The organism is Gallibacterium salpingitidis, assembly GCF_030517105.1.
Lineage (GTDB): Bacteria > Pseudomonadota > Gammaproteobacteria > Enterobacterales > Pasteurellaceae > Gallibacterium > Gallibacterium salpingitidis.
The window spans coordinates 758,420-778,097 of record NZ_CP103875.1; the positions used below are offsets into that span (position 1 = coordinate 758,420).

At 38.3% G+C, this 19,678-nt stretch carries 15 protein-coding genes; 11 read left to right on the forward strand and 4 right to left on the reverse strand.

The genetic code is table 11. The annotated features are described in order from the left end of the window. The first annotated feature begins 35 nt into the window (after positions 1-35). Complete coding sequence (gene thrS, locus NYR30_RS03630) at positions 36-1,967, forward strand: threonine--tRNA ligase (RefSeq protein ID WP_066106979.1); 1,932 nt, start codon at positions 36-38, stop codon at positions 1,965-1,967. Between the two features lie 72 nt (positions 1,968-2,039). Here thrS and NYR30_RS03635 read toward each other — a convergent pair whose 3' ends face one another. Next, complete coding sequence (locus NYR30_RS03635) at positions 2,040-2,750, reverse strand: GNAT family N-acetyltransferase (RefSeq protein ID WP_066422013.1); 711 nt, start codon at positions 2,748-2,750, stop codon at positions 2,040-2,042. A gap of 85 nt (positions 2,751-2,835) precedes the next feature. Beyond that, positions 2,836-3,921: a selenide, water dikinase SelD gene (gene selD / locus NYR30_RS03640; RefSeq protein WP_066422018.1), complete on the reverse strand. Its 1,086-nt coding sequence runs from the start codon at positions 3,919-3,921 to the stop codon at positions 2,836-2,838. Positions 3,922-4,131: 210 nt separating this feature from the next. On the opposite strand from selD, the gene NYR30_RS03645 reads away from it, so the two are divergent. The 10 genes from NYR30_RS03645 to NYR30_RS03690 all read left to right on the forward strand — a co-directional run bounded on the left by NYR30_RS03645 (position 4,132) and on the right by NYR30_RS03690 (position 16,547). Then, positions 4,132-5,769, forward strand: a complete 1,638-nt coding sequence (locus tag NYR30_RS03645) for an ABC transporter substrate-binding protein (protein ID WP_302501918.1) — start codon at positions 4,132-4,134, stop codon at positions 5,767-5,769. A gap of 217 nt (positions 5,770-5,986) precedes the next feature. Next, the gene (locus tag NYR30_RS03650; RefSeq protein WP_302501923.1) at positions 5,987-7,627 is read left to right on the forward strand and encodes an ABC transporter substrate-binding protein; all 1,641 of its coding nucleotides are present in this window, start codon (positions 5,987-5,989) and stop codon (positions 7,625-7,627) included. Positions 7,628-7,707: 80 nt separating this feature from the next. Beyond that, positions 7,708-8,628, forward strand: coding sequence for an oligopeptide ABC transporter permease OppB (oppB, locus tag NYR30_RS03655; protein WP_302501933.1), 921 nt, complete (start codon positions 7,708-7,710; stop codon positions 8,626-8,628). Between the two features lie 14 nt (positions 8,629-8,642). Further along, a complete protein-coding gene (oppC, locus tag NYR30_RS03660; RefSeq protein WP_066106960.1) occupies positions 8,643-9,554 on the forward strand; it encodes an oligopeptide ABC transporter permease OppC in 912 nt (303 codons plus the stop codon). A gap of 9 nt (positions 9,555-9,563) precedes the next feature. Beyond that, complete coding sequence (locus NYR30_RS03665; protein WP_302501935.1) at positions 9,564-10,562, forward strand: ABC transporter ATP-binding protein; 999 nt, start codon at positions 9,564-9,566, stop codon at positions 10,560-10,562. Further along, positions 10,559-11,536, forward strand: a complete 978-nt coding sequence (gene oppF / locus NYR30_RS03670; protein WP_302501936.1) for a murein tripeptide/oligopeptide ABC transporter ATP binding protein OppF — start codon at positions 10,559-10,561, stop codon at positions 11,534-11,536. Before NYR30_RS03665 ends, oppF begins: the two co-directional genes overlap by 4 nt. A 143-nt stretch (positions 11,537-11,679) precedes the next feature. Next, positions 11,680-13,482, forward strand: a complete 1,803-nt coding sequence (locus tag NYR30_RS03675) for an AMP-dependent synthetase/ligase (protein ID WP_066422022.1) — start codon at positions 11,680-11,682, stop codon at positions 13,480-13,482. A 230-nt stretch (positions 13,483-13,712) separates the two neighbouring features. After that, positions 13,713-15,032: a branched-chain amino acid transport system II carrier protein gene (gene brnQ / locus NYR30_RS03680; protein WP_066422024.1), complete on the forward strand. Its 1,320-nt coding sequence runs from the start codon at positions 13,713-13,715 to the stop codon at positions 15,030-15,032. 139 nt (positions 15,033-15,171) lie between these two features. Then, positions 15,172-16,098 carry an SPFH domain-containing protein gene (locus NYR30_RS03685; RefSeq protein ID WP_066422029.1) on the forward strand — a complete coding sequence of 309 codons (927 nt, stop codon included), beginning with the start codon at positions 15,172-15,174 and terminating at the stop codon, positions 16,096-16,098. After that, positions 16,098-16,547 (forward strand): NfeD family protein, encoded by a 450-nt coding sequence (locus NYR30_RS03690; protein WP_066422036.1) that lies wholly within the window; start codon positions 16,098-16,100, stop codon positions 16,545-16,547. Before NYR30_RS03685 ends, NYR30_RS03690 begins: the two co-directional genes overlap by 1 nt. Before the next feature lie 58 nt (positions 16,548-16,605). On the opposite strand, the gene NYR30_RS03695 is transcribed toward NYR30_RS03690, so the two are convergent. Further along, the gene (locus NYR30_RS03695) at positions 16,606-19,023 is read right to left on the reverse strand and encodes an autotransporter family protein (RefSeq protein ID WP_302501937.1); all 2,418 of its coding nucleotides are present in this window, start codon (positions 19,021-19,023) and stop codon (positions 16,606-16,608) included. After that, positions 19,008-19,661 carry an IS1595 family transposase gene (locus NYR30_RS03700; RefSeq protein ID WP_115241497.1) on the reverse strand — a complete coding sequence of 218 codons (654 nt, stop codon included), beginning with the start codon at positions 19,659-19,661 and terminating at the stop codon, positions 19,008-19,010. Before NYR30_RS03700 ends, NYR30_RS03695 begins: the two co-directional genes overlap by 16 nt. Positions 19,662-19,678 lie beyond the last annotated feature (17 nt).

Here is a 19,678-nt window from a genome sequence, read left to right on the forward strand (position 1 = left end):
CCCCTCGTATAGGTAACCACTGTAAGGATTTAATTATGCCTATTATTACTTTACCTGACGGTTCTCAACGTCAATTTGATCAACCTATTACTGTCCTAGAAGTTGCCCAAAGTATTGGTGCAGGTCTTGCGAAAGCGTGTATTGCAGGTCGTGTTAACGGTGAACGTAAAGATGCCTGTGATTTGATTAGCGAAGATGCAAAATTAGAAATTATTACTGCAAAAGATGAAGACGGTTTAGAAATTATTCGTCACTCTTGCGCACACTTACTAGGTCATGCGTTAAAACAACTTTATCCAAATGCCAAAATGGCAATTGGACCGACCATTGAAAATGGTTTCTACTATGACATCGATTTAGATCAGTCACTCACTACCGAAGATTTAGAAAAAATTGAAAAACGGATGTTGGAGTTAGCGAAAACTGATTACGATGTAGTGAAAGAACCAGTTTCTTGGCAAACTGCACACGACGTTTTCGAAAAACGCGGTGAGCCATACAAAATGGCAATTCTCGAAGAAAATATCGAAAAAACAGCTACACCAGCGTTGTATCATCACCAAGAATATATTGATATGTGTCGTGGTCCGCACGTACCAAATATGCGTTTCTGTCATCATTTTAAATTACAAAAAGTGGCTGGCGCATATTGGCGTGGTGATAGCAATAATAAGATGTTGCAACGTATTTACGGTACAGCGTGGGCAGATAAGAAACAACTTGCTGAATATTTGAAACGTTTAGAAGAAGCAGCAAAACGTGACCACCGTAAAATTGGTAAAGCACTCGATTTGTATCATATGCAAGAAGAAGCACCAGGAATGGTGTTCTGGCACAATGACGGTTGGACCATTTTCCGCGAATTAGAAACTTTCGTGCGTGCTAAATTAAAAGAGTATGATTACCAAGAAGTAAAAGGTCCGTTTATGATGGATCGTGTACTTTGGGAAAGAACTGGTCATTGGCAAAACTATGGTGATTTAATGTTCACCACTTCATCAGAAAACCGCGAATATGCAATTAAACCGATGAACTGCCCAGGACATGTACAAATCTTTAATCAAGGATTGAAATCTTATCGTGATTTACCATTGCGTATGGCGGAATTTGGTTCTTGTCATCGTAACGAGCCATCAGGTTCATTGCATGGGTTAATGCGTGTACGTGGTTTTACCCAAGATGATGCACATATTTTCTGTACTGAAGATCAAATTGAAAGTGAAGTAACTTCTTGTATTAAGATGGTTTACGATATTTATAGCACTTTCGGTTTCACTGATATTTATGTGAAATTATCTACTCGTCCGGAAAGCCGTATCGGTTCAGATGAAATGTGGGATCGTGCGGAAGCTGACTTAGCTAAAGCATTAGAACACAATGGCTTAGCGTATGAAGTACAACCGGGTGAAGGTGCATTCTATGGACCAAAACTTGAGTTTGCTTTACGTGACAGTATCGGACGTGAATGGCAGTGCGGTACAGTACAGTTAGACTTTGCGTTACCGGGCCGATTAAATGCGTCTTATGTAGCGGAAGATAATGAACGTAAAACACCAGTAATGATTCACCGCGCGATTTTAGGTTCAATCGAGCGTTTCATTGGTATTATCACCGAGGAATATGCTGGTTTCTTCCCAGCGTGGTTAGCACCAACTCAAGCGGTAGTAATGAATATTACTGATTCACAAGCAGAGTATGTACAAAAAGTGGTGAAAACCCTTTCTGATGCAGGTTTACGTGTGAAATCAGATCTACGTAACGAGAAAATCGGCTTTAAGATTCGCGAACATACCTTAAAACGTGTTCCTTATATGCTAGTTTGTGGTGATAAGGAAATTGCGGAAGGTAAGATCGCAGTACGTACTCGTAAAGGTCAAGATTTAGGTTCTTTCACTGTAGAAGAGTTTACTGAAATCTTGAAGAAACAAGTGAGAGGACGCGAATTAAAATTACTTGGTGAAGAGTAATTTTATTTGTAAGAGTCAATAAAGAGAAAACCACGCTGATTGGCGTGGTTTTTTGTATCATAAAAATATGTTTTAGCTGGTACGAAGCTCACTTAATCGGTGACGTTGAGTTCCGTCAGGGTTAAAGTTTTGTGGCGATAACCAAGCGGTAAATGCATTTCGACAGTTCGGCCAACGTTGGGCAGTAATAGAGAACCAAGCTGTATCGCGATTACGTCCTTTATAAACGACAGCATTAGAAAAAGTGCCTTCATAAATGAAACCTAAACGCAATGCTGCATTTACAGATGGGGCATTAAGAGCATCACATTTCCATTCATAACGGCGATAACCTAGTTTATCAAATACATACTGCATCAAAAGATAGTGCAGTTCAGTAGATTTGACAGTGCGTTGCAATGCCGGAGTGAAGATCAGCCAGCCCACTTCGATAACCCCATTATTGGGATCGATACGCATTAGTGCAATTGAGCCTTCTACAGCGCCTGTATGAACATCAACAATCGCATAGTGCAAAGGGGCATCACTTTTTGCATGCTGTTCAAGTACAGTTTGTAGTTGATTAGTATCGGAAAAATCTCCGATAGGAAGATAAGTCCACATTGGAGAGGTAAGTAAATTGTTATCTTTGATTGTAGCAATGAATTGTTCAACAACACCAGCAGTACGCAAAGGAACAAGACGAACGTATTTACCTTCTAGAGTGATAAGTTGTGGACGAGCAGCAGGAATCCAATTAGGAAGAGGTTCTCCTACTTCTTGTCCATATTGATTAATTGTCATAAGAATTCTCCTGTTAATGATAAAAAAGCCATATCTTTATCAACTAAAGATAGGCTTCTTCATTTTTATTGTGATGATTGGCTGATTAATTAACCTCAACCAAAATAGTTGTATCAGCTTTTTTCTCAACTAATTTACCTATTGGAATTAATGCAATACCAGCTTGTTCAGCAAGCTCAAATAGGCGTGGCTTATCGTCATTTGTGACAGCAACTAATAAACCACCAGAGGTTTGTGGATCACAAAGAATGGCTTTTTGTTGCTCGGTTAACGGGCTAACAAGATGACCATAACTATCAAAGTTACGTTGTGTACCGCCTGGAATGCAGCCTTTCTTAATATAATCATCGACACCATCTAATGTTCTGATTTGTGCAAAATTTACTTCTGCTATCACGTTAGAACCTTCACACACTTCAATTAAATGGCCTAATAGTCCAAAACCAGTGACGTCTGTCATCGAGGTTACACCGTCTAATTCAGAGAATTGCGCACCGATTTTGTTCATTTGACACATCACTTGGGCGGCTAAACCTTTATGTTCTGCTTTTAATTTACCTTTTTTCTCGGCGGTAGTAAGAATACCGATACCTAGCGGTTTCGTTAAAAAGAGTTCACAACCTGCTTTCGCTGAATTGTTTTTCTTCACTTTTTCTAATGGAATAATGCCTGTTACTGCTAAACCAAAAATCGGTTCTGGTGAATCAATCGAATGTCCACCAGCCAATGCAATACCAGCATCTTTACAGGCTTGGCGACCACCTTCAACAATACGTCTGGCAATTTCTGGCGGTAGTAATTTAATTGGAAAACCTAAAATAGCAATTGCCATAATTGGCTTGCCGCCCATTGCGAAAATATCGCTGATTGCATTAGTGGCGGCAATGCGTCCAAAGGTAAAAGGATCATCAACAATTGGCATAAAGAAATCGGTGGTACTGATAATTCCCATACCATTACCAATATCATATACCGCCGCATCATCTTTACTTTCATTACCAACTAAAAGATGCGGATCGACAAATTTTTCAATTTCAGTATGTAAGATGGTTTCTAAAACTTTTGGGGAAATTTTGCAGCCACAACCTGCGCCATGGCTATATTGGGTTAAGCGGATTAGATCAGCGACAGTGTTATCAAGATCTGCACTACTGTGAGCATGATTAGTCATAAGCGTTCACTCCGTTTTAGCTTAAAAAATTCATTTTATAGCTTAACACTTTATATTTGCTAAAAAACAATTTTGATCACATTTTTGAAAAAAAGAAGTTGTTCTATAAATATAGAAGTAAAGGATATATTTACAAAATGTTAAATTTTAGTTATTAATATGCGCAATTCTACATCGGGGTAGAAGATATTGACTGAAGGAGATTAGGTTATGCAAACCTCATTTAAAAAATCGTTACTTGTTGTTGCATTGGGCTTAACTATGGCAGGTGCAGCAACAGCAGCCAATGTACCCGCAGGAACCGATCTTGCGAAAAAACAAGAATTAGTTTGGAACGTAAGTGCTAATCCTGCAACATTAGACCCACAAAAAATGGAAGGAGATGTAGAAGGATATTTTGCTCGACAACTCTTTGAAACTTTAGTGATTTCCGATGAAAAAGGTCATATTTTACCCGGTGCCGCGACTTCTTGGGAACATAGCGATGATTTCAAAACATGGACATTCCATTTACGACCTGAAGCAAAATGGTCAAATGGTGAAGCAGTAACAGCCAAAGATTTCGTTTATGCGTGGCAACGTTTAGCAGATCCGAATACAGCATCACCTTATGCGAGTTATTTAGATTTCTTAAGATTGGAAAATGCGGATAAAGTTTTAGAGGGGAAAGCTAAAGTTACTGATTTAGGTATTGAAGCTAAAGATGATCATACTTTGGTGCTACATTTAACTGAAGCAGTACCTTATGTTGATAAATTAGTAGAACATTATGTGTTGTCGCCAGTGAACGCTAAAGTGGTGGAAAAATTTGGTGATGCTTGGACTAAACCGGGCAATTTGGTCGGGAATGGTGCGTTTAAATTAACTTCAATGGTGGTAAATGAGAAAGCAATTTTAGAACGCAATAGCCACTATTGGGATAATGCGAAAACAGTATTGGAAAAAGTGACATTATTGCCAATTGAATCAGCAGCAACAGATGTAGCGCGTTATCGTGCTGGCGATGAAGATGTGACAGGGAAAGAGTTACCGATTGAATTATTTGCAAAATTGAAGAAAGAAGTACCAAATGAAATTTATACGCCACCAGTATTATGTACCTATACCTATGAGATGAATACGGTTAAACCTCCATTTAACGATGCGAGAGTGCGTAAAGCGTTATCATTGGCTTTAGATCGCCATATTATGACGGATAAAATTTTACAACAGGGACAAACTCCAGCTTACCTCTTTACCCCACCATTTATTAATGGTGCAGAAAAAATGAAGAACCCAGAATGGGCAAGCTGGGATCAAAAGAAACGTAATCAAGAAGCGATCAAGTTGTTGAAAGAAGCTGGTTATGATAAGTCTAAACCATTGAATTTTAAATTGTTGTATAACACTTCTGATAACCATAAGAAATTGGCAATTGCTGCTCAATCCATTTGGAAGAAGAATTTACAAGGTGTAGTTGATGTCACTTTGGATAATCAAGAGTGGAAAACCTATTTAGATACACGTCGCCAAGGGAATTCACAAATGGCAAGAGCAGGTTGGTGTGCTGATTATAATGAAGCGACCACTTTCTTAAATTACTTCTTATCAAATAGCGCTAACAATAGAGCTTTCTATAAAAATAAGGCTTATGATGATTTAATTGCGGCAGCATTTAAAGCACAAACTGATAAAGAACGTGCAGAAATTTATGCCAAAGCGGAACAAATATTGGCGAATGATACTGCGGTAATTAATGTCTATTACTATGTTCAGCCTCGCTTAGTAAAACCTTGGGTGAAAGGCTTTGCGGCGAATCATCCGGCAAAAAATTACTATCTAAAAGATGTTTATATTCTTAAACATTAATCTTAATACACGATGAGCGCTTGCTCATCGTGATATCTATGATCCTGCCACAGAAGATTAAACTAAAATTTAACGTTAATTTAGTGATAATAGGGGAAAATTACTTAATAATTTAGCAAAATCTAATGGTGTTATTTACAAATTATAAGATTTAATTTATTAATTAGAGCAATTCTGCATATTGGGTAGAAGAATCTAGTTTGTATAAGGAAAAAATATGCAAAAAACATTTAAGAAATCTTTATTGATGGTTGCGCTTGGTTTAGGTGCAATGGCAATGAATGCGATGGCAGCAAATGTACCTGCTGGCACACAATTAGCGGAAAAACAAGAATTAGTGTGGAATATTAGTGCCAATCCAGCGACATTAGATCCACAAAAAATGGAAGGGGATGTTGAAGGAAATTATGCTCACCAATTATTTGAAACTTTAGTTATTTCTGATGCAAAAGGACATATTCTTCCAGGAGTAGCAACATCTTGGGAACATAGTGCAGATTTTAAAACTTGGACTTTCCACTTACGTCCAGAAGCGAAATGGTCAAATGGTGATCCTGTTGTTGCCGGTGATTTTGTTTATGCGTGGCAACGTTTAGCTGATCCAAAAACTGCTTCGCCGTATGCAAGTTATTTGGATTTCTTAAAATTAGCAAATGCTGATAAAGTGATTGAAGGTAAAGCACCAGTTACTGATTTAGGCGTTAAAGCAGCAGATGATCATACATTAGTGTTAACTCTTACCGAATCTGTACCATATGTAGATAAATTGGTTGAACATTATGTGTTATCGCCAGTGAATCCAAAAGTGGTAGAAAAATTTGGTGAAAAATGGACTGCGCCAGAAAATATTGTCGGTAATGGTGCATTTGTCTTGAAATCAATGGTAGTAAATGAAAAAGCGGTATTAGAACGTAATCCGCATTATTGGGATAATGCAAAAACAGTACTAAACAAAGTAACTTTATTACCAATTGAATCTTCAGCAACAGATATTGCGCGCTATCGTGCTGGTGATGAAGATATGACTGGTAAAGAAATTCCAATTGAATTATTTGCAAAAATTAAGAAAGAGTTACCGGATGAATTACATATTTCTCCGTTACTTTGTACCTATTTATATGAAGTCAATACCGCTAAAGCGCCATTTGATAACGAAAAAGTACGTCGTGCACTTTCATTAGCATTAGATCGTAACATCATTACGGATAAGATCTTACAACAAGGCCAAACTCCAGCTTATATCTTTACGCCGCCATTTATTAATGGTGCAGAAAAGATGAAAAATCCGGAATGGGCAAATTGGGATCAAAATAAACGTAATGAAGAAGCGATTAAATTATTAAAAGAAGCTGGTTACGATAAATCAAAACCTCTTACTTTCAACTTGCTGTATAACACTTCCGACAACCATAAAAAATTGGCGATTGCAGCGCAATCTATCTGGAAGAAAAATCTACAAGGCTTAGTTAACATTAACTTAGAAAACCAAGAGTGGAAAACTTACCTCGATTCTCGTCACCAAGGTAATTACCATATGGCAAGAGCTGGTTGGTGTGCTGACTATAATGAAGCAAGTACCTTCTTAAATTACTATTTATCTAATAGTGCGAACAATACAGCTTTCTATAAGAGTAAAGCTTATGATGATTTAATTGCTTCAGCATTTAAAGCACAAACTGATGAAGAGCGTGCGGAAGTTTATGCGAAAGCAGAAGCACAATTAGATAATGATACAGCTTTAGTTCCTGTCTATCATTATGTCCAACCTCGTCTGATTAAACCTTGGGTGAAAGGTTTTGCTGATGCACACCCAGGTCAAAATTACTATTTGAAAGACGTTTATATTATTAAACATTAATTTTTCTTTTATTGCCCAATCCACACTGGTGGATTGGGTCTTTGTTGGCTGTTGCCAAAAAATATTTGTGGGATGTGTGTATGCTTAAATTAATTTTTCGCCGTATTTTAGAGGCGATCCCAACATTATTTATTTTGATCACTGTTTCGTTCTTTATGATGCGTTTGGCGCCGGGTAGCCCATTTTCGAGTGAAAAGAATTATCCGCCAGAAGTTATAGCTAATATTGAAGCGAAATATCACCTCAATGAACCTTTGCTAGTGCAATATGGTATTTATTTGAAAGATTTAGCACATGGGGATTTTGGTCCTTCATTTAAATATAAAGATTACACTGTTAATCAGCTTGTTGCAGAGGCTTTTCCAGTGTCATTGAAACTTGGTTTTTCTGCTTTTATTTTGGCGTTAGTGTTTGGAATTTCCGCAGGTGTTATTGCTGCGTTGAAACAGAATAAGTGGCTGGATTATTTGATAATGACTTTTGCGATGACTGGAGTCGTGGTGCCCAGCTTCGTGGTCGCACCATTATTAGTATTAATTTTTTCCATCACTCTGAAACTACTGCCATCTGGTGGTTGGAATAATGGTCAATTTATTTATATGTTAATGCCAATGGTGGCGTTATCACTCTCTTATATTGCCAGTATTGCGCGTATTATGCGTAGTTCTATGATTGAAGTTTTACACTCTAATTTTATTCGTACTGCCAAAGCGAAAGGTTTACCAATGCGCCGTATTGTGTTGAAACACGCATTGCGCCCAGCTTTATTACCAGTAATTTCTTATATGGGGCCAGCGTTTGTAGGGATTATTACAGGTTCTATGGTGATTGAGAGTATTTTTGTCTTGCCGGGAATTGGACAACTTTTCGTGAATGGTGCGCTTAATCGTGATTACTCTTTGGTATTAAGCTTGACTATTTTAGTCGGTACATTAACGATCGTGTTTAATGCGATTGTTGATATTTTGTATGCCGTAATTGATCCGAAAATTCGCTACTAAGAATGAGGTTAGAGATGTTAAAAACAAAAGAAAATCAAGCCCTCATGCAAAAGTTGGGCGAACAATTAGAAACTGTGGAAGGACGTAGTTTATGGCAAGATGCTAGACGTCGTTTTTTCCGTAATAAAGCGGCGGTAGCTAGTTTAATTATTCTCTTTTTTATTGTGTTATTTGTCGTATTCGCGCCAATGTTAATGCCTTTTAGTTATGATGATACAGATTGGGCAATGATGACTAATCCACCAGATTTTGAGTCGATGCACTATTTTGGTACAGATTCATCAGGACGTGATTTATTGGTACGTTTAGCGATTGGTGGACGTATTTCCTTATTAGTTGGAATCGCAGGTGCTTTAATTGCGGTGATTGTTGGAACATTATATGGCGCTACTGCGGGTTATATTGGCGGTAAAACTGATGCGATTTTAATGCGTATCTTAGAGATTCTTTACTCATTTCCATTTATGTTCTTTGTGATCTTGTTAGTGACCTTCTTTGGACAAAATATTTTATTGATATTTGTCGCTATTGGAATGGTATCGTGGCTGGATATGGCGCGTATTGTACGTGGGCAAACTTTAAGTTTAAAACGTAAAGAATTTATCGAAGCGGCGATTGTCTGTGGCGTTTCTTCACGTCAAATTGTTTGGCGACATATTGTGCCAAATGTGTTGGGAGTAGTGGTCGTTTATGCTTCATTATTAGTGCCGGGTATGATCCTGTTTGAATCATTCTTAAGTTTCTTAGGATTAGGTACGCAAGAACCATTGAGTAGTTGGGGTGCATTATTAAACGATGGTTCCAAATCAATGGAAGCGGCACCATGGCTATTGATTTTCCCAGCATTATTCTTAGTGATTACACTATTTTGTTTCAATTTTATTGGTGATGGCTTGCGTGATGCGCTTGATCCAAAAGATAGATAGGGTGAAAAAATGACAAATAAAAAACAACCCCTGTTAGATGTACAAGATTTACGTGTAACTTTTAAAACACCAGATGGTGATGTTACAGCAGTAAACAATTTAACTTTTGCCTTAAATGCCGGTGAAACCTTAGGTATTGTGGGTGAGTCTGGTTCAGGAAAATCACAAACCGCATTTGCTTTAATGGGGCTATTAGCGGATAACGGTAGAACATCCGGTTCAGCGCGTTTTAATGGTGAAGAGATTTTAGGTTTACCTGAATCACAATTAAATCGCTTACGAGCAGAACAAATTGCGATGATTTTCCAAGATCCAATGACGTCACTTAACCCTTATATGAAAGTTGGCGAACAATTAATGGAAGTGTTGATTCTGCATAAAGGTTTTGATCGTAAACAAGCCTTCGAAGAATCAGTCAAAATGTTAGATGCAGTAAAAATGCCGGAAGCGCGTAAACGCATGAATATGTATCCGCATGAATTTTCCGGTGGTATGCGTCAGCGTGTAATGATTGCAATGGCGTTGTTATGTCGTCCTAAACTGTTGATTGCAGATGAACCAACCACTGCATTAGATGTAACGGTACAAGCGCAGATCATGGCGTTATTAAATGACTTAAAGCGTGAGTTTAATACTGCGATCATTATGATTACCCACGATCTTGGTGTGGTTGCAGGTAGTTGTGATCAAGTGTTAGTGATGTATGCAGGGCGAACAATGGAGTATGGTTCAGCGAAAGAAATTTTCTATCAACCGACGCATCCATATTCAATTGGTTTAATTAATGCAGTACCGCGTCTTGATACTGAAGAAGAACAACTTATTACTATTCCGGGTAATCCGCCGAATTTATTACATCTACCGTCAGGCTGCCCATTCCAACCGCGTTGTCAATTTGCTACTGAACAATGTATGAGTACGCCAACGTTAAGTCGTTTTGCCGACAATCGTTTACGTGCTTGTTTTATTGATGCTAATGAAATGATGCTAAGAGGAAGAGCAGAATGAAAAAATTATTGTTAGAAGTCGAAGATCTTAGCGTTCATTTCCAAGTTCAGGGTAATGAGGGGCTATTTTTTAAAAAAATACAAACCTTAAAAGCGGTCAATAATGTTTCCTTTAAGTTATATGAAGGCGAAACATTAGGCGTGGTTGGTGAATCTGGCTGTGGTAAATCCACTTTAGCGCGTGCAATTATTGGCTTAGTAAAATCGGCTGGCGGTAATATTTTATGGCTGGGCAAAAATTTAAGTGAACAATCTGATAAAGAGTGGCACGCAACACGCAAAGATATCCAGATGATTTTCCAAGATCCGCTGGCATCTTTAAATCCGCGAATGACTATCGGCAATATTATTGCAGAGCCGTTGAAAATTTATTTCCCTGAATTATCTGCGGAAGAGGTAAAACAACGGGTGCAATCGATGATGCTAAAAGTAGGATTATTGCCAAACTTAATTAACCGTTATCCACATGAATTTTCTGGCGGTCAGTGTCAGCGGATTGGTATTGCCCGCGCATTGATTATTGAACCTAAATTAATTATTTGTGATGAACCGGTTTCTGCGTTGGATGTATCAATTCAGGCGCAAGTGGTGAATTTATTAAAATCATTGCAAAAAGAGATGGGTGTTTCGTTAATCTTTATTGCGCATGATTTGGCAGTAGTGAAACATATTTCTGATCGTGTGTTGGTAATGTATTTGGGCAATGCGGTGGAATTAGGGACTTATGATAAGGTTTATCACCAAACTAAGCATCCTTATACGAAAGCGTTGATGTCGGCAGTGCCTATTCCTGATCCTGATTTAGAAAAAGGGAAGAAAATTCAACTTTTGGAAGGGGATTTACCTTCACCAATCAACCCACCATCAGGGTGTGTATTCCGTACCAGATGTATTTTAGCTGATACGGAATGTACCTTAACTAAACCGAAATTAACTGGTAATGATCAACATTTAGTTGCCTGTTTCAAGGTATAAATGTGAGCTATATCACAAAACAATCATTCACTGTAAAAATCAGTGAATGATTGGCTTTGTTAAGGCAAAATTGCTGGATTTTTTCTGACAGAATGAGTATATTTGCGAACAAATGTTAGCTGAAATAAAGGAACGCATTTGTAATGCAAAACCCATCTCAACAACTTATCCATTTCATTGATGTAATCCATCAACAAAGTACCAAACTTTCTCAACATACCGCTTTACGTTATTTTGCTGAAAATGGGGAATTACGCGATATTTCTTGGCAGCAATTTCGTCAGCAAATAGACCAATTGTCATTAGCGTTATTGACGCTTGGTTTGCAACCGCAAGATAAAGTAGGGATTTTTGCGCAAAATATGGCGGAATGGACAATTGCCGATGTTGCGATTTTGCAAATTCGAGCAGTGACGGTGCCAATTTTTGCAACCAATAATGCCATTCAGACTGAATATATTGTGAATCATTCAGATATGAAGGTGTTATTTGTTGGTGATCAAAAAGAGTACGATACTGCGTTGTCGATTGTAGAACGTTGTCCGCAATTAGAAAAAATTGTGGCAATGCAGCCACTAGATTTAAGAGGTGCCGAAATTGGTATTACTTGGCAAGACTTCTTATTGTCAGCAGACAGTGCGATGCAAGCAGTATTACAACAACGTATTGCCGATAAATCAATGAGCGATCTTTTCACTTTGATTTATACCTCAGGAACAACGGGTGAGCCAAAAGGAGTGATGTTGGATTATCAAAATCTTGCTCATCAATTGGCAACTCATAAACAAACATTGATGAAGATCGATCATCAAGATGTTTCCTTGTCATTCTTACCGCTTTCTCATATTTTTGAACGCGCTTGGGTGGCGTATGTGTTATCGCAAGGTGCGGTCAATGTGTATTTATCTGATCCTCATCAAGTGAAAGAAGCAATAGTTAAAGTTAAACCGACCTTGATGTGTTCAGTACCACGCTTTTACGAAAAAATTTATGCAGCAGTGCAAGATAAAGTGACTCATGCACCTTGGCTGCGCCGTCAAATTTTTCATAGCGCACTACGGATTGGTAAATGGGCGTTACATTATAAACAGCAGCAACAACCATTACCTATTTGGTTAAAACCGTTATATCAATTTGCTGATAAAGCGGTATTTAGCAAATTACGTAATTTATTGGGTGGTCGTATTAGAATGATGCCTTGTGGCGGAGCGAAGTTAGAACCGCAAATTGGACGTTTCTTCCATGCGATTGGCGTAAATATTAAATTGGGCTATGGTATGACCGAAACTACTGCAACAGTTTCTTGCTGGCAAGATTTTGGTTTTGACTCTAATTCTATTGGCCATATTATGACAGGCACTACCGTTAAAATTGGCGCCGAAAATGAAATTTTGGTTAAAGGCGGTGGTGTAATGAAAGGATATTATAAAAATCCGGAAGAAACCGCGAAAAGTTTTACTGAAGATGGCTTCTTAAAGACGGGCGATGCAGGTTATGTTGATGAACATGGCAATCTGTTTATGACCGATCGAATTAAAGAGTTAATGAAAACATCAACAGGTAAATATATCGCACCACAATTAGTGGAAGGTAAATTCTTACAAGATAAATTAATTGAACAAATTGCCGTCATTGCAGATGCAAGAAAATATGTTTCGGCATTAGTGGTTCCTTGTTTTGATACTTTAGAAGAGTATGCGAAACGCTTAAATATCAAATATCAAAATCGTTTAGAGTTAATTAAAAATGCAACGATTGTTGAGATGTTTGAAAAACGGATCAATGAATTACAAAAAGAGTTGCAAGGTTTTGAAAAAATTAAGAAATTTACCTTATTACCACAAGCATTTTCGACCGAATTGGGTGAGATTACGCCAACTTTGAAATTACGTAGAAAAGTGATTTTAGAGCGTTATCGTCATTTAATTGAGAAAATGTATCAATAAATCATATTTAGTAGGCTGCATCCTTGTGTGCAGCCTACTTTTATCATCTCACTACAAATCTTTATACTGCCAGTTTTACTTAATAAATGATAAAAATCAGCTAAATTATTAGATCTCATCTAATTACTCTGCAAAAAATCGCAAAAAAAGCATTTTTTACTTCTATTTATTGTTCAATCTAGCTACACTTTGCGCCTTTGGAGAAAATTTATACCTTAGGGAAAGTAATAATGTTATCAAGAAAAGACATTTTAGTTTTAGGCATGATGATTTTTTCACTGTTTCTTGGTGCAGGAAATATCATCTTCCCACCAATGGAAGGTTATCATGCAGGATATAGTTGGTTATGGGCAGCGTTAGGTTTTATTTTAACTGGCGTGTTGATGCCTTTTATCACTTTGATTGTAGTGACTGTGCGCGGTCGTGGTGAAGCACTTTCTACGGATCTACCGCCTTGGGTTGGCGTTGTTTTCTGGTCAATTTTATATTTGATCATTGGTTCGACATTTGCGATGCCGCGTGTGACCAATGTGGCGTATGAAATGGCTTGGGTACCATTGAATATTTATAATGGTGAATTTGCTCATATTCTGTTTGCTGTTGTATTTAATCTTGTTGGTATGAACTTTATGTTAAGACGTAGTTCTATGATTTCTACTATTGGGAAATTTATGGCACCGATCCTATTAGTCTTACTAATTATTGTTGGTATTGGTGTTGTTTCTAATCCAATTTCAGAAATCGTTGCTCCATCAAGCAATTATGCGGAAGGTTCAGCATTAGTTACGGGAATGATTGGTGGTTATCAAACAATGGACGTATTATCCGCTATGGCGTTCGGTGGTATTGTGGCGCGTGCGTTTGCGGTTAATAAAGTTACAGAAGGTAGAACGATTGTGCGTTATACCCTTGCCGCAGGAACAACATCGGTGGTGTTGTTAAGCGGACTCTATTTATGTTTGTTCTATTTAGGTGCAACGGGCGATATGGTGGCATCAACCTCAACCAATGGCGGTCAAATTTTCTCACGCTATATCAATGAATTATTTGGTGCAACCGGGCTTTGGATTATGAGCGGCATTGTGATGCTAGCTAATTTAACGACGCTTGTTGGGGTAACCAGTGCTTGTGCTGACTATTTCTCACACTTCCATCATCGTTTAAATTATTCATTCTTTGTGGTGGTCTTTACTATTGCGACCATCATTATTTCGGAAACAGGATTAGATACCTTATTGCGAGTGACAATTCCGGCGTTATTGTTAATCTATCCGGTGGCGATTATGTTAGTGGTGTTACAACTGTTACGCAAAAAGTTACCAGTAATTAGTTGGAGCTATAATGCGACCATTGCATTAACAACCTTATTTAGTCTGTGTGATAGTTTGAAAAATATGGGGATTTTACCAAAAGCGGTAGATGACTTTTTAAAACTATTTCCATTCTATCAAGAGGGGTTAACTTGGTTGCTGCCGGTATTAGTGATGTTGTTATTAACAATTGTCGTTGGTAAGTTAAAAATGAAATCAGCAGTGGATCATGCTGCTTAAGAGGAAATTGCTGAATAGAAGCCTGCGTTGATGCAGGCTTTTTTTGTTATATCACCTGCATTTTTACGATTAACTTTTTGACTTATTTAGCATTTATGGGAAGATACAAAAAGAAAGTTAGTCAAAATAAGAGGTGATTATGTTTTATTTAGATAGTTTGCCGATTGGTACGCTGTTTTTTATTATTTTAGTGATTGTAGCGTTATTTGCTGCAGTAAAAACGGTACCACAAGGTTATCATTGGACGATCGAACGTTTTGGTCGTTATACCCGCACTTTAACACCCGGTTTAAATATTATTGTGCCTTTTATTGATCGTGTAGGTCGTAAAATTAATATGATGGAACAGGTGTTAGATATTCCTTCGCAAGAGGTGATTTCGAAAGATAACGCCAATGTATCAATTGATGCGGTTTGCTTTGTACAAGTGATTGATGCACGCAATGCGGCTTATGAAGTTAATCATTTAGAACAAGCAATTATTAATTTAACGCTAACCAATATTCGTACCGTTTTGGGTTCAATGGAATTAGATGAAATGTTGTCACAACGTGACTCGATTAATAGCCGCCTATTGGCGATTGTTGATGAAGCAACCAATCCTTGGGGCGTAAAAGTGACGCGGATCGAAATTCGTGATGTGCGTCCGCCAAAAGAGTTGATTGATTCAATGAATGCACAAATGAAAGCTGAACGAAATAAGCGTGCAGAAGTGTTAGAAGCGGAAGGGATTCGTCAAGCAGCTATTTTACGTGCAGAAGGGGAAAAACAGTCACGTATTTTGCAAGCAGAAGGGGAAAGACAAGAAGCCTTTTTACGTGCGGAAGCTAGAGAGCGTGAAGCAGAAGCGGAAGCGAAAGCAACGCAAATGGTGTCTGAAGCGATTGCCGCAGGGAATACTCAAGCGATTAATTACTTTATTGCGCAAAAATACACTGAAGCATTACAACAAATTGGTCAATCTGGAAATAGCAAAGTCGTGATGATGCCATTAGAAGCGAGTAATTTAATGGGATCAATTGCAGGTATCACTGAATTGTTAAAAGAAACAGGATCGAAAAAATGATGGCGTGGTTTGCGGAATGGGGCATGATCCATTGGTTGGTATTAGGCTTTATTCTGTTAATTTTAGAAATTATTGTACCAGGCATTTTCTTTCTATGGTGGGGAATCGCCGCATTAATTATTGCGGCGGTTAGCTACTTCTTCTTATTGTCGATTGTGGTAAGTGGCGTTTTATTTGCCGTACTGGCTACGGTTGCTAGTGTATGCTGGTGGCGTTACCAATCATGGAAAAATAGACAGGATTTATCGGTAAATTTGTTAAATCAACGTGGTTTAGCAATGCAAGGTCAGCAAGGACGTGTGACAGAAGTTTTGAGCGGTAATACGGCAAGAGCAGCTTTCGGTGATACAACTTGGCGTGTAGAAGGGCAGGAGCTACAAGTTGGTGATCTGGTTGAAGTGATTGCGGTAAGGGGAATTACGCTGTTAGTGAGAAAAGTTTTGAATTGAGCGAATATTAACAAATAACACCACAATCCTTGTGGTGTTATCGTTTTATAGAGGGAATTTAGAAAGTCACTTTCAAATTTGCCATCAAGCTATTTTCATAATAGCTTTGATTGCCTTTAATTCGATAATCAACCGAGAAAGTCACATTATTTTCAATATGATAATCAAAGCCTAATTTCGCATTAGCGAATAACCGACCGCGTTCCGCACTCGGCATAGTGAAATAACGGTCAGGCGTAGCTTCAAAAGCAGCTGTGATGTAGTTCTTCTCATCTAAGGCTTCAATGCCTACACCCACTTGACCATTGACGATAAATTTCTCAGTGACCACTTTATCAATATTGACACCAGTTTGGAAAATTAAGGATTGACGATATTGTGGTTTGACAATGAAGTTATACGCACCAGCTCCTGTTTCGTGATAGCCCTTACTGCTGATTAAGGCATAATCCGCACGAATAAATGGTGAAAGTCCATTATCCGCACGATAGTTAAACCCTAAACCCGCATAGAACACATCACCCTGATATTTAGCTTTCGCAGTCAGATTGGCAAACGGTAAATAACGTTTGCCGTCAATGTAGGCTTTCGCATACCCCGTTTGGAAATCTATATCCACTTTTTCTCTTAACACTTTATCGCCATAAATACCAAGTTGGAATAAATCACTATCAAAGTTATGAATGGCTGGCGTACCCACACTATGGACATCCGAGTAAGCATAGCCTGCCATCACGCCAAGACGTAATTGTTGTTGTTCTACACAAGTGTCGGTACCAATCGCCACATCATTATGATGACCTCGATAACCAGTGGAGATATCCTTTTCACGTTGATGGTCCCAATTGCCTGAGGTTTCCACCCAAACATTGTGTTTACCTTGATTAAAACCACTGGTACAAGGAATTCTCGGCGTATATAGTGCTAAACGGCTAACATCATTATTGAGAATCGAATTGCCTGAACCGGTAAGGAGTGGCACAGAGGCTTCTACGTCAGTTGGGGTAATATTGGGATAATTGGTCGGGATATAACAACCTAACATACCTGCTGAGGTGTTAGCACAATTTGCCGCATGATTAATCACTAAGTGCATTGCCTTATTGGCATAATCATATTCTGGGACAAAATCAAACAAAGCACTGTTATCTTGATAGCTACTAAATTGTCCGCTGAGTTGTTGTTGTGAGGTAATCACATTCGGCAATTTGCCATTGCCGGCTACCGGGGTATTCCAGGCACTAGCATCAACCATTAATTGTCCATTTAAGGTGACTGCACCTTGAGCGTGTAATTGGCTGTAATCGTTAAAACTATTGGCAACGATATTGACTTGGTTAGTCTTATCCGCTAACGATAATGCGCCTATCGCATGCGAACCAGTTTCCGCACGTAATACAGTGGCTGAGGCCATTTTAATAGCGCTATTTGGTATATTTGCGCCTTTAGCCAAAACAATTTCGCCAGCTTGTACATCAGTATCGCCGGAATAGGTATATTGATAATCTTTGCTAAAGGTTAAGATATGGTTGTCTTGTTTAAGCAAATGCCCTTGACCAATCAGATGACGATTTAAACTGTCATTTTGGGCTAAGTTGAGGGTTAAGGTACCAAAATCTTGTTGTTCTCCCATAATAATGCGTTGACCACTGCCTAATTGTGACAAGTGTTCTGCATAAATTGTCCCTTGCTTAATATAAATATCACCGGTAAATGGCAGATTATTAGCTGAAAGTGTTGTGGTACCCGGCCCGCGTTTAATTAAATCACCGTTACCTGATAAGGTATTCGGTAAAATATTATCACCTTGATTTTCCATTTCGATAGTCACATTTGCTCCTTGAGCAATAAATATCGGGCTGTTGCTTGGCAAGGTATTTTCGACAGCTAATTTAAGACTGCCTGCAAGAATATCGGTATGACCTTTGAAAGTATTGACAGCACGTAAAACTAATTGCCCTTTTCCGGACTTGATTAAACTACCTTCTCCAGTCATGGAGGCTTTGTCATATTGACGTGTGATTTTATTCTCTGCTACCTCGATGTTTACACCGTTTGTTTGCAACATAATGCTATCAGGTGCTTCACTATCAGCTGCTTTATCGGAACGGAAACCATCAAATAACACGCCGTTCTCTGAGATAGCTAGTGTTGTACCATCAAAATTCACTATAGCCTGTTGGCCAGTTAAATCACGTGCAATAGTACTTGCGCCTAAACGGACTTGTTGGGCATTTAATTTACCGCTACCGCCTGCTGTTGCTAAGGTAATTGGTCCAGAGGAAATTAATTGACTACCGGTTTGCAGATTTAATGTTGCACCGTTGCTATGTTGACTGCCAACGTCAACCGCAGAAGTTTGGCTGATATTAGCGCCATCAATTAAGGTTAACGTTCCTTTATTGACGACTGTATTACCGGTGTAATCATAAAAGTTATTGGGGCTGAAGTAGATTAGCGTTAAATCTGACACCATTTCCGCAGGATTTTGAGCTGTTGAGATGGTGTCCCATAATTGAAACGAAACTCACATTCTTTCAAAAAAAGAGGGAAAGATTTTCGATCAATTCCATTATACTTTCTTAGCACACGCTTTGCTTGATTCCAAAAATTCTCTATCCCATTAATGTGATTTCGCCGCTCAGCAAAATGAGTACTGTGGTTAATTCTATAATGCGTAAACTCACTAACATCTAGCACATCATAGCTATGATAACAATCTGTATAAACAATGCTATCTGGTTGTATTTTCTTTTTAATAACAGTAAGTAAGGTATCAGTCTTAGTGTTTTGTACAGTTACTGTGTAAACTTTTCCATGGCGTTTAAGCATGCCAAACACCACCATTTTACCAGCTGCACCCCGACCTCTTTTCCCTTTTCGCACACCACCAAAATAGCTTTCATCTAACTCTACTTCGCCATCGAAAAGTTCATGTGCTTGTAGTGCTAAATGATGGCTGATAACGAGACGAATTTTTCGATAAAACAAGATGGCAGTATTGGCTTGAATGCCAAGCAAATCTGCTGCTGATCGTGCTGTTACTTCTAATACAAAAAATTCAAGCAGTTTTCTTTGTATAGATTTCTTTAGTTTACAATTGGTTATCTTCATTTTTGTAGCTTAGCATA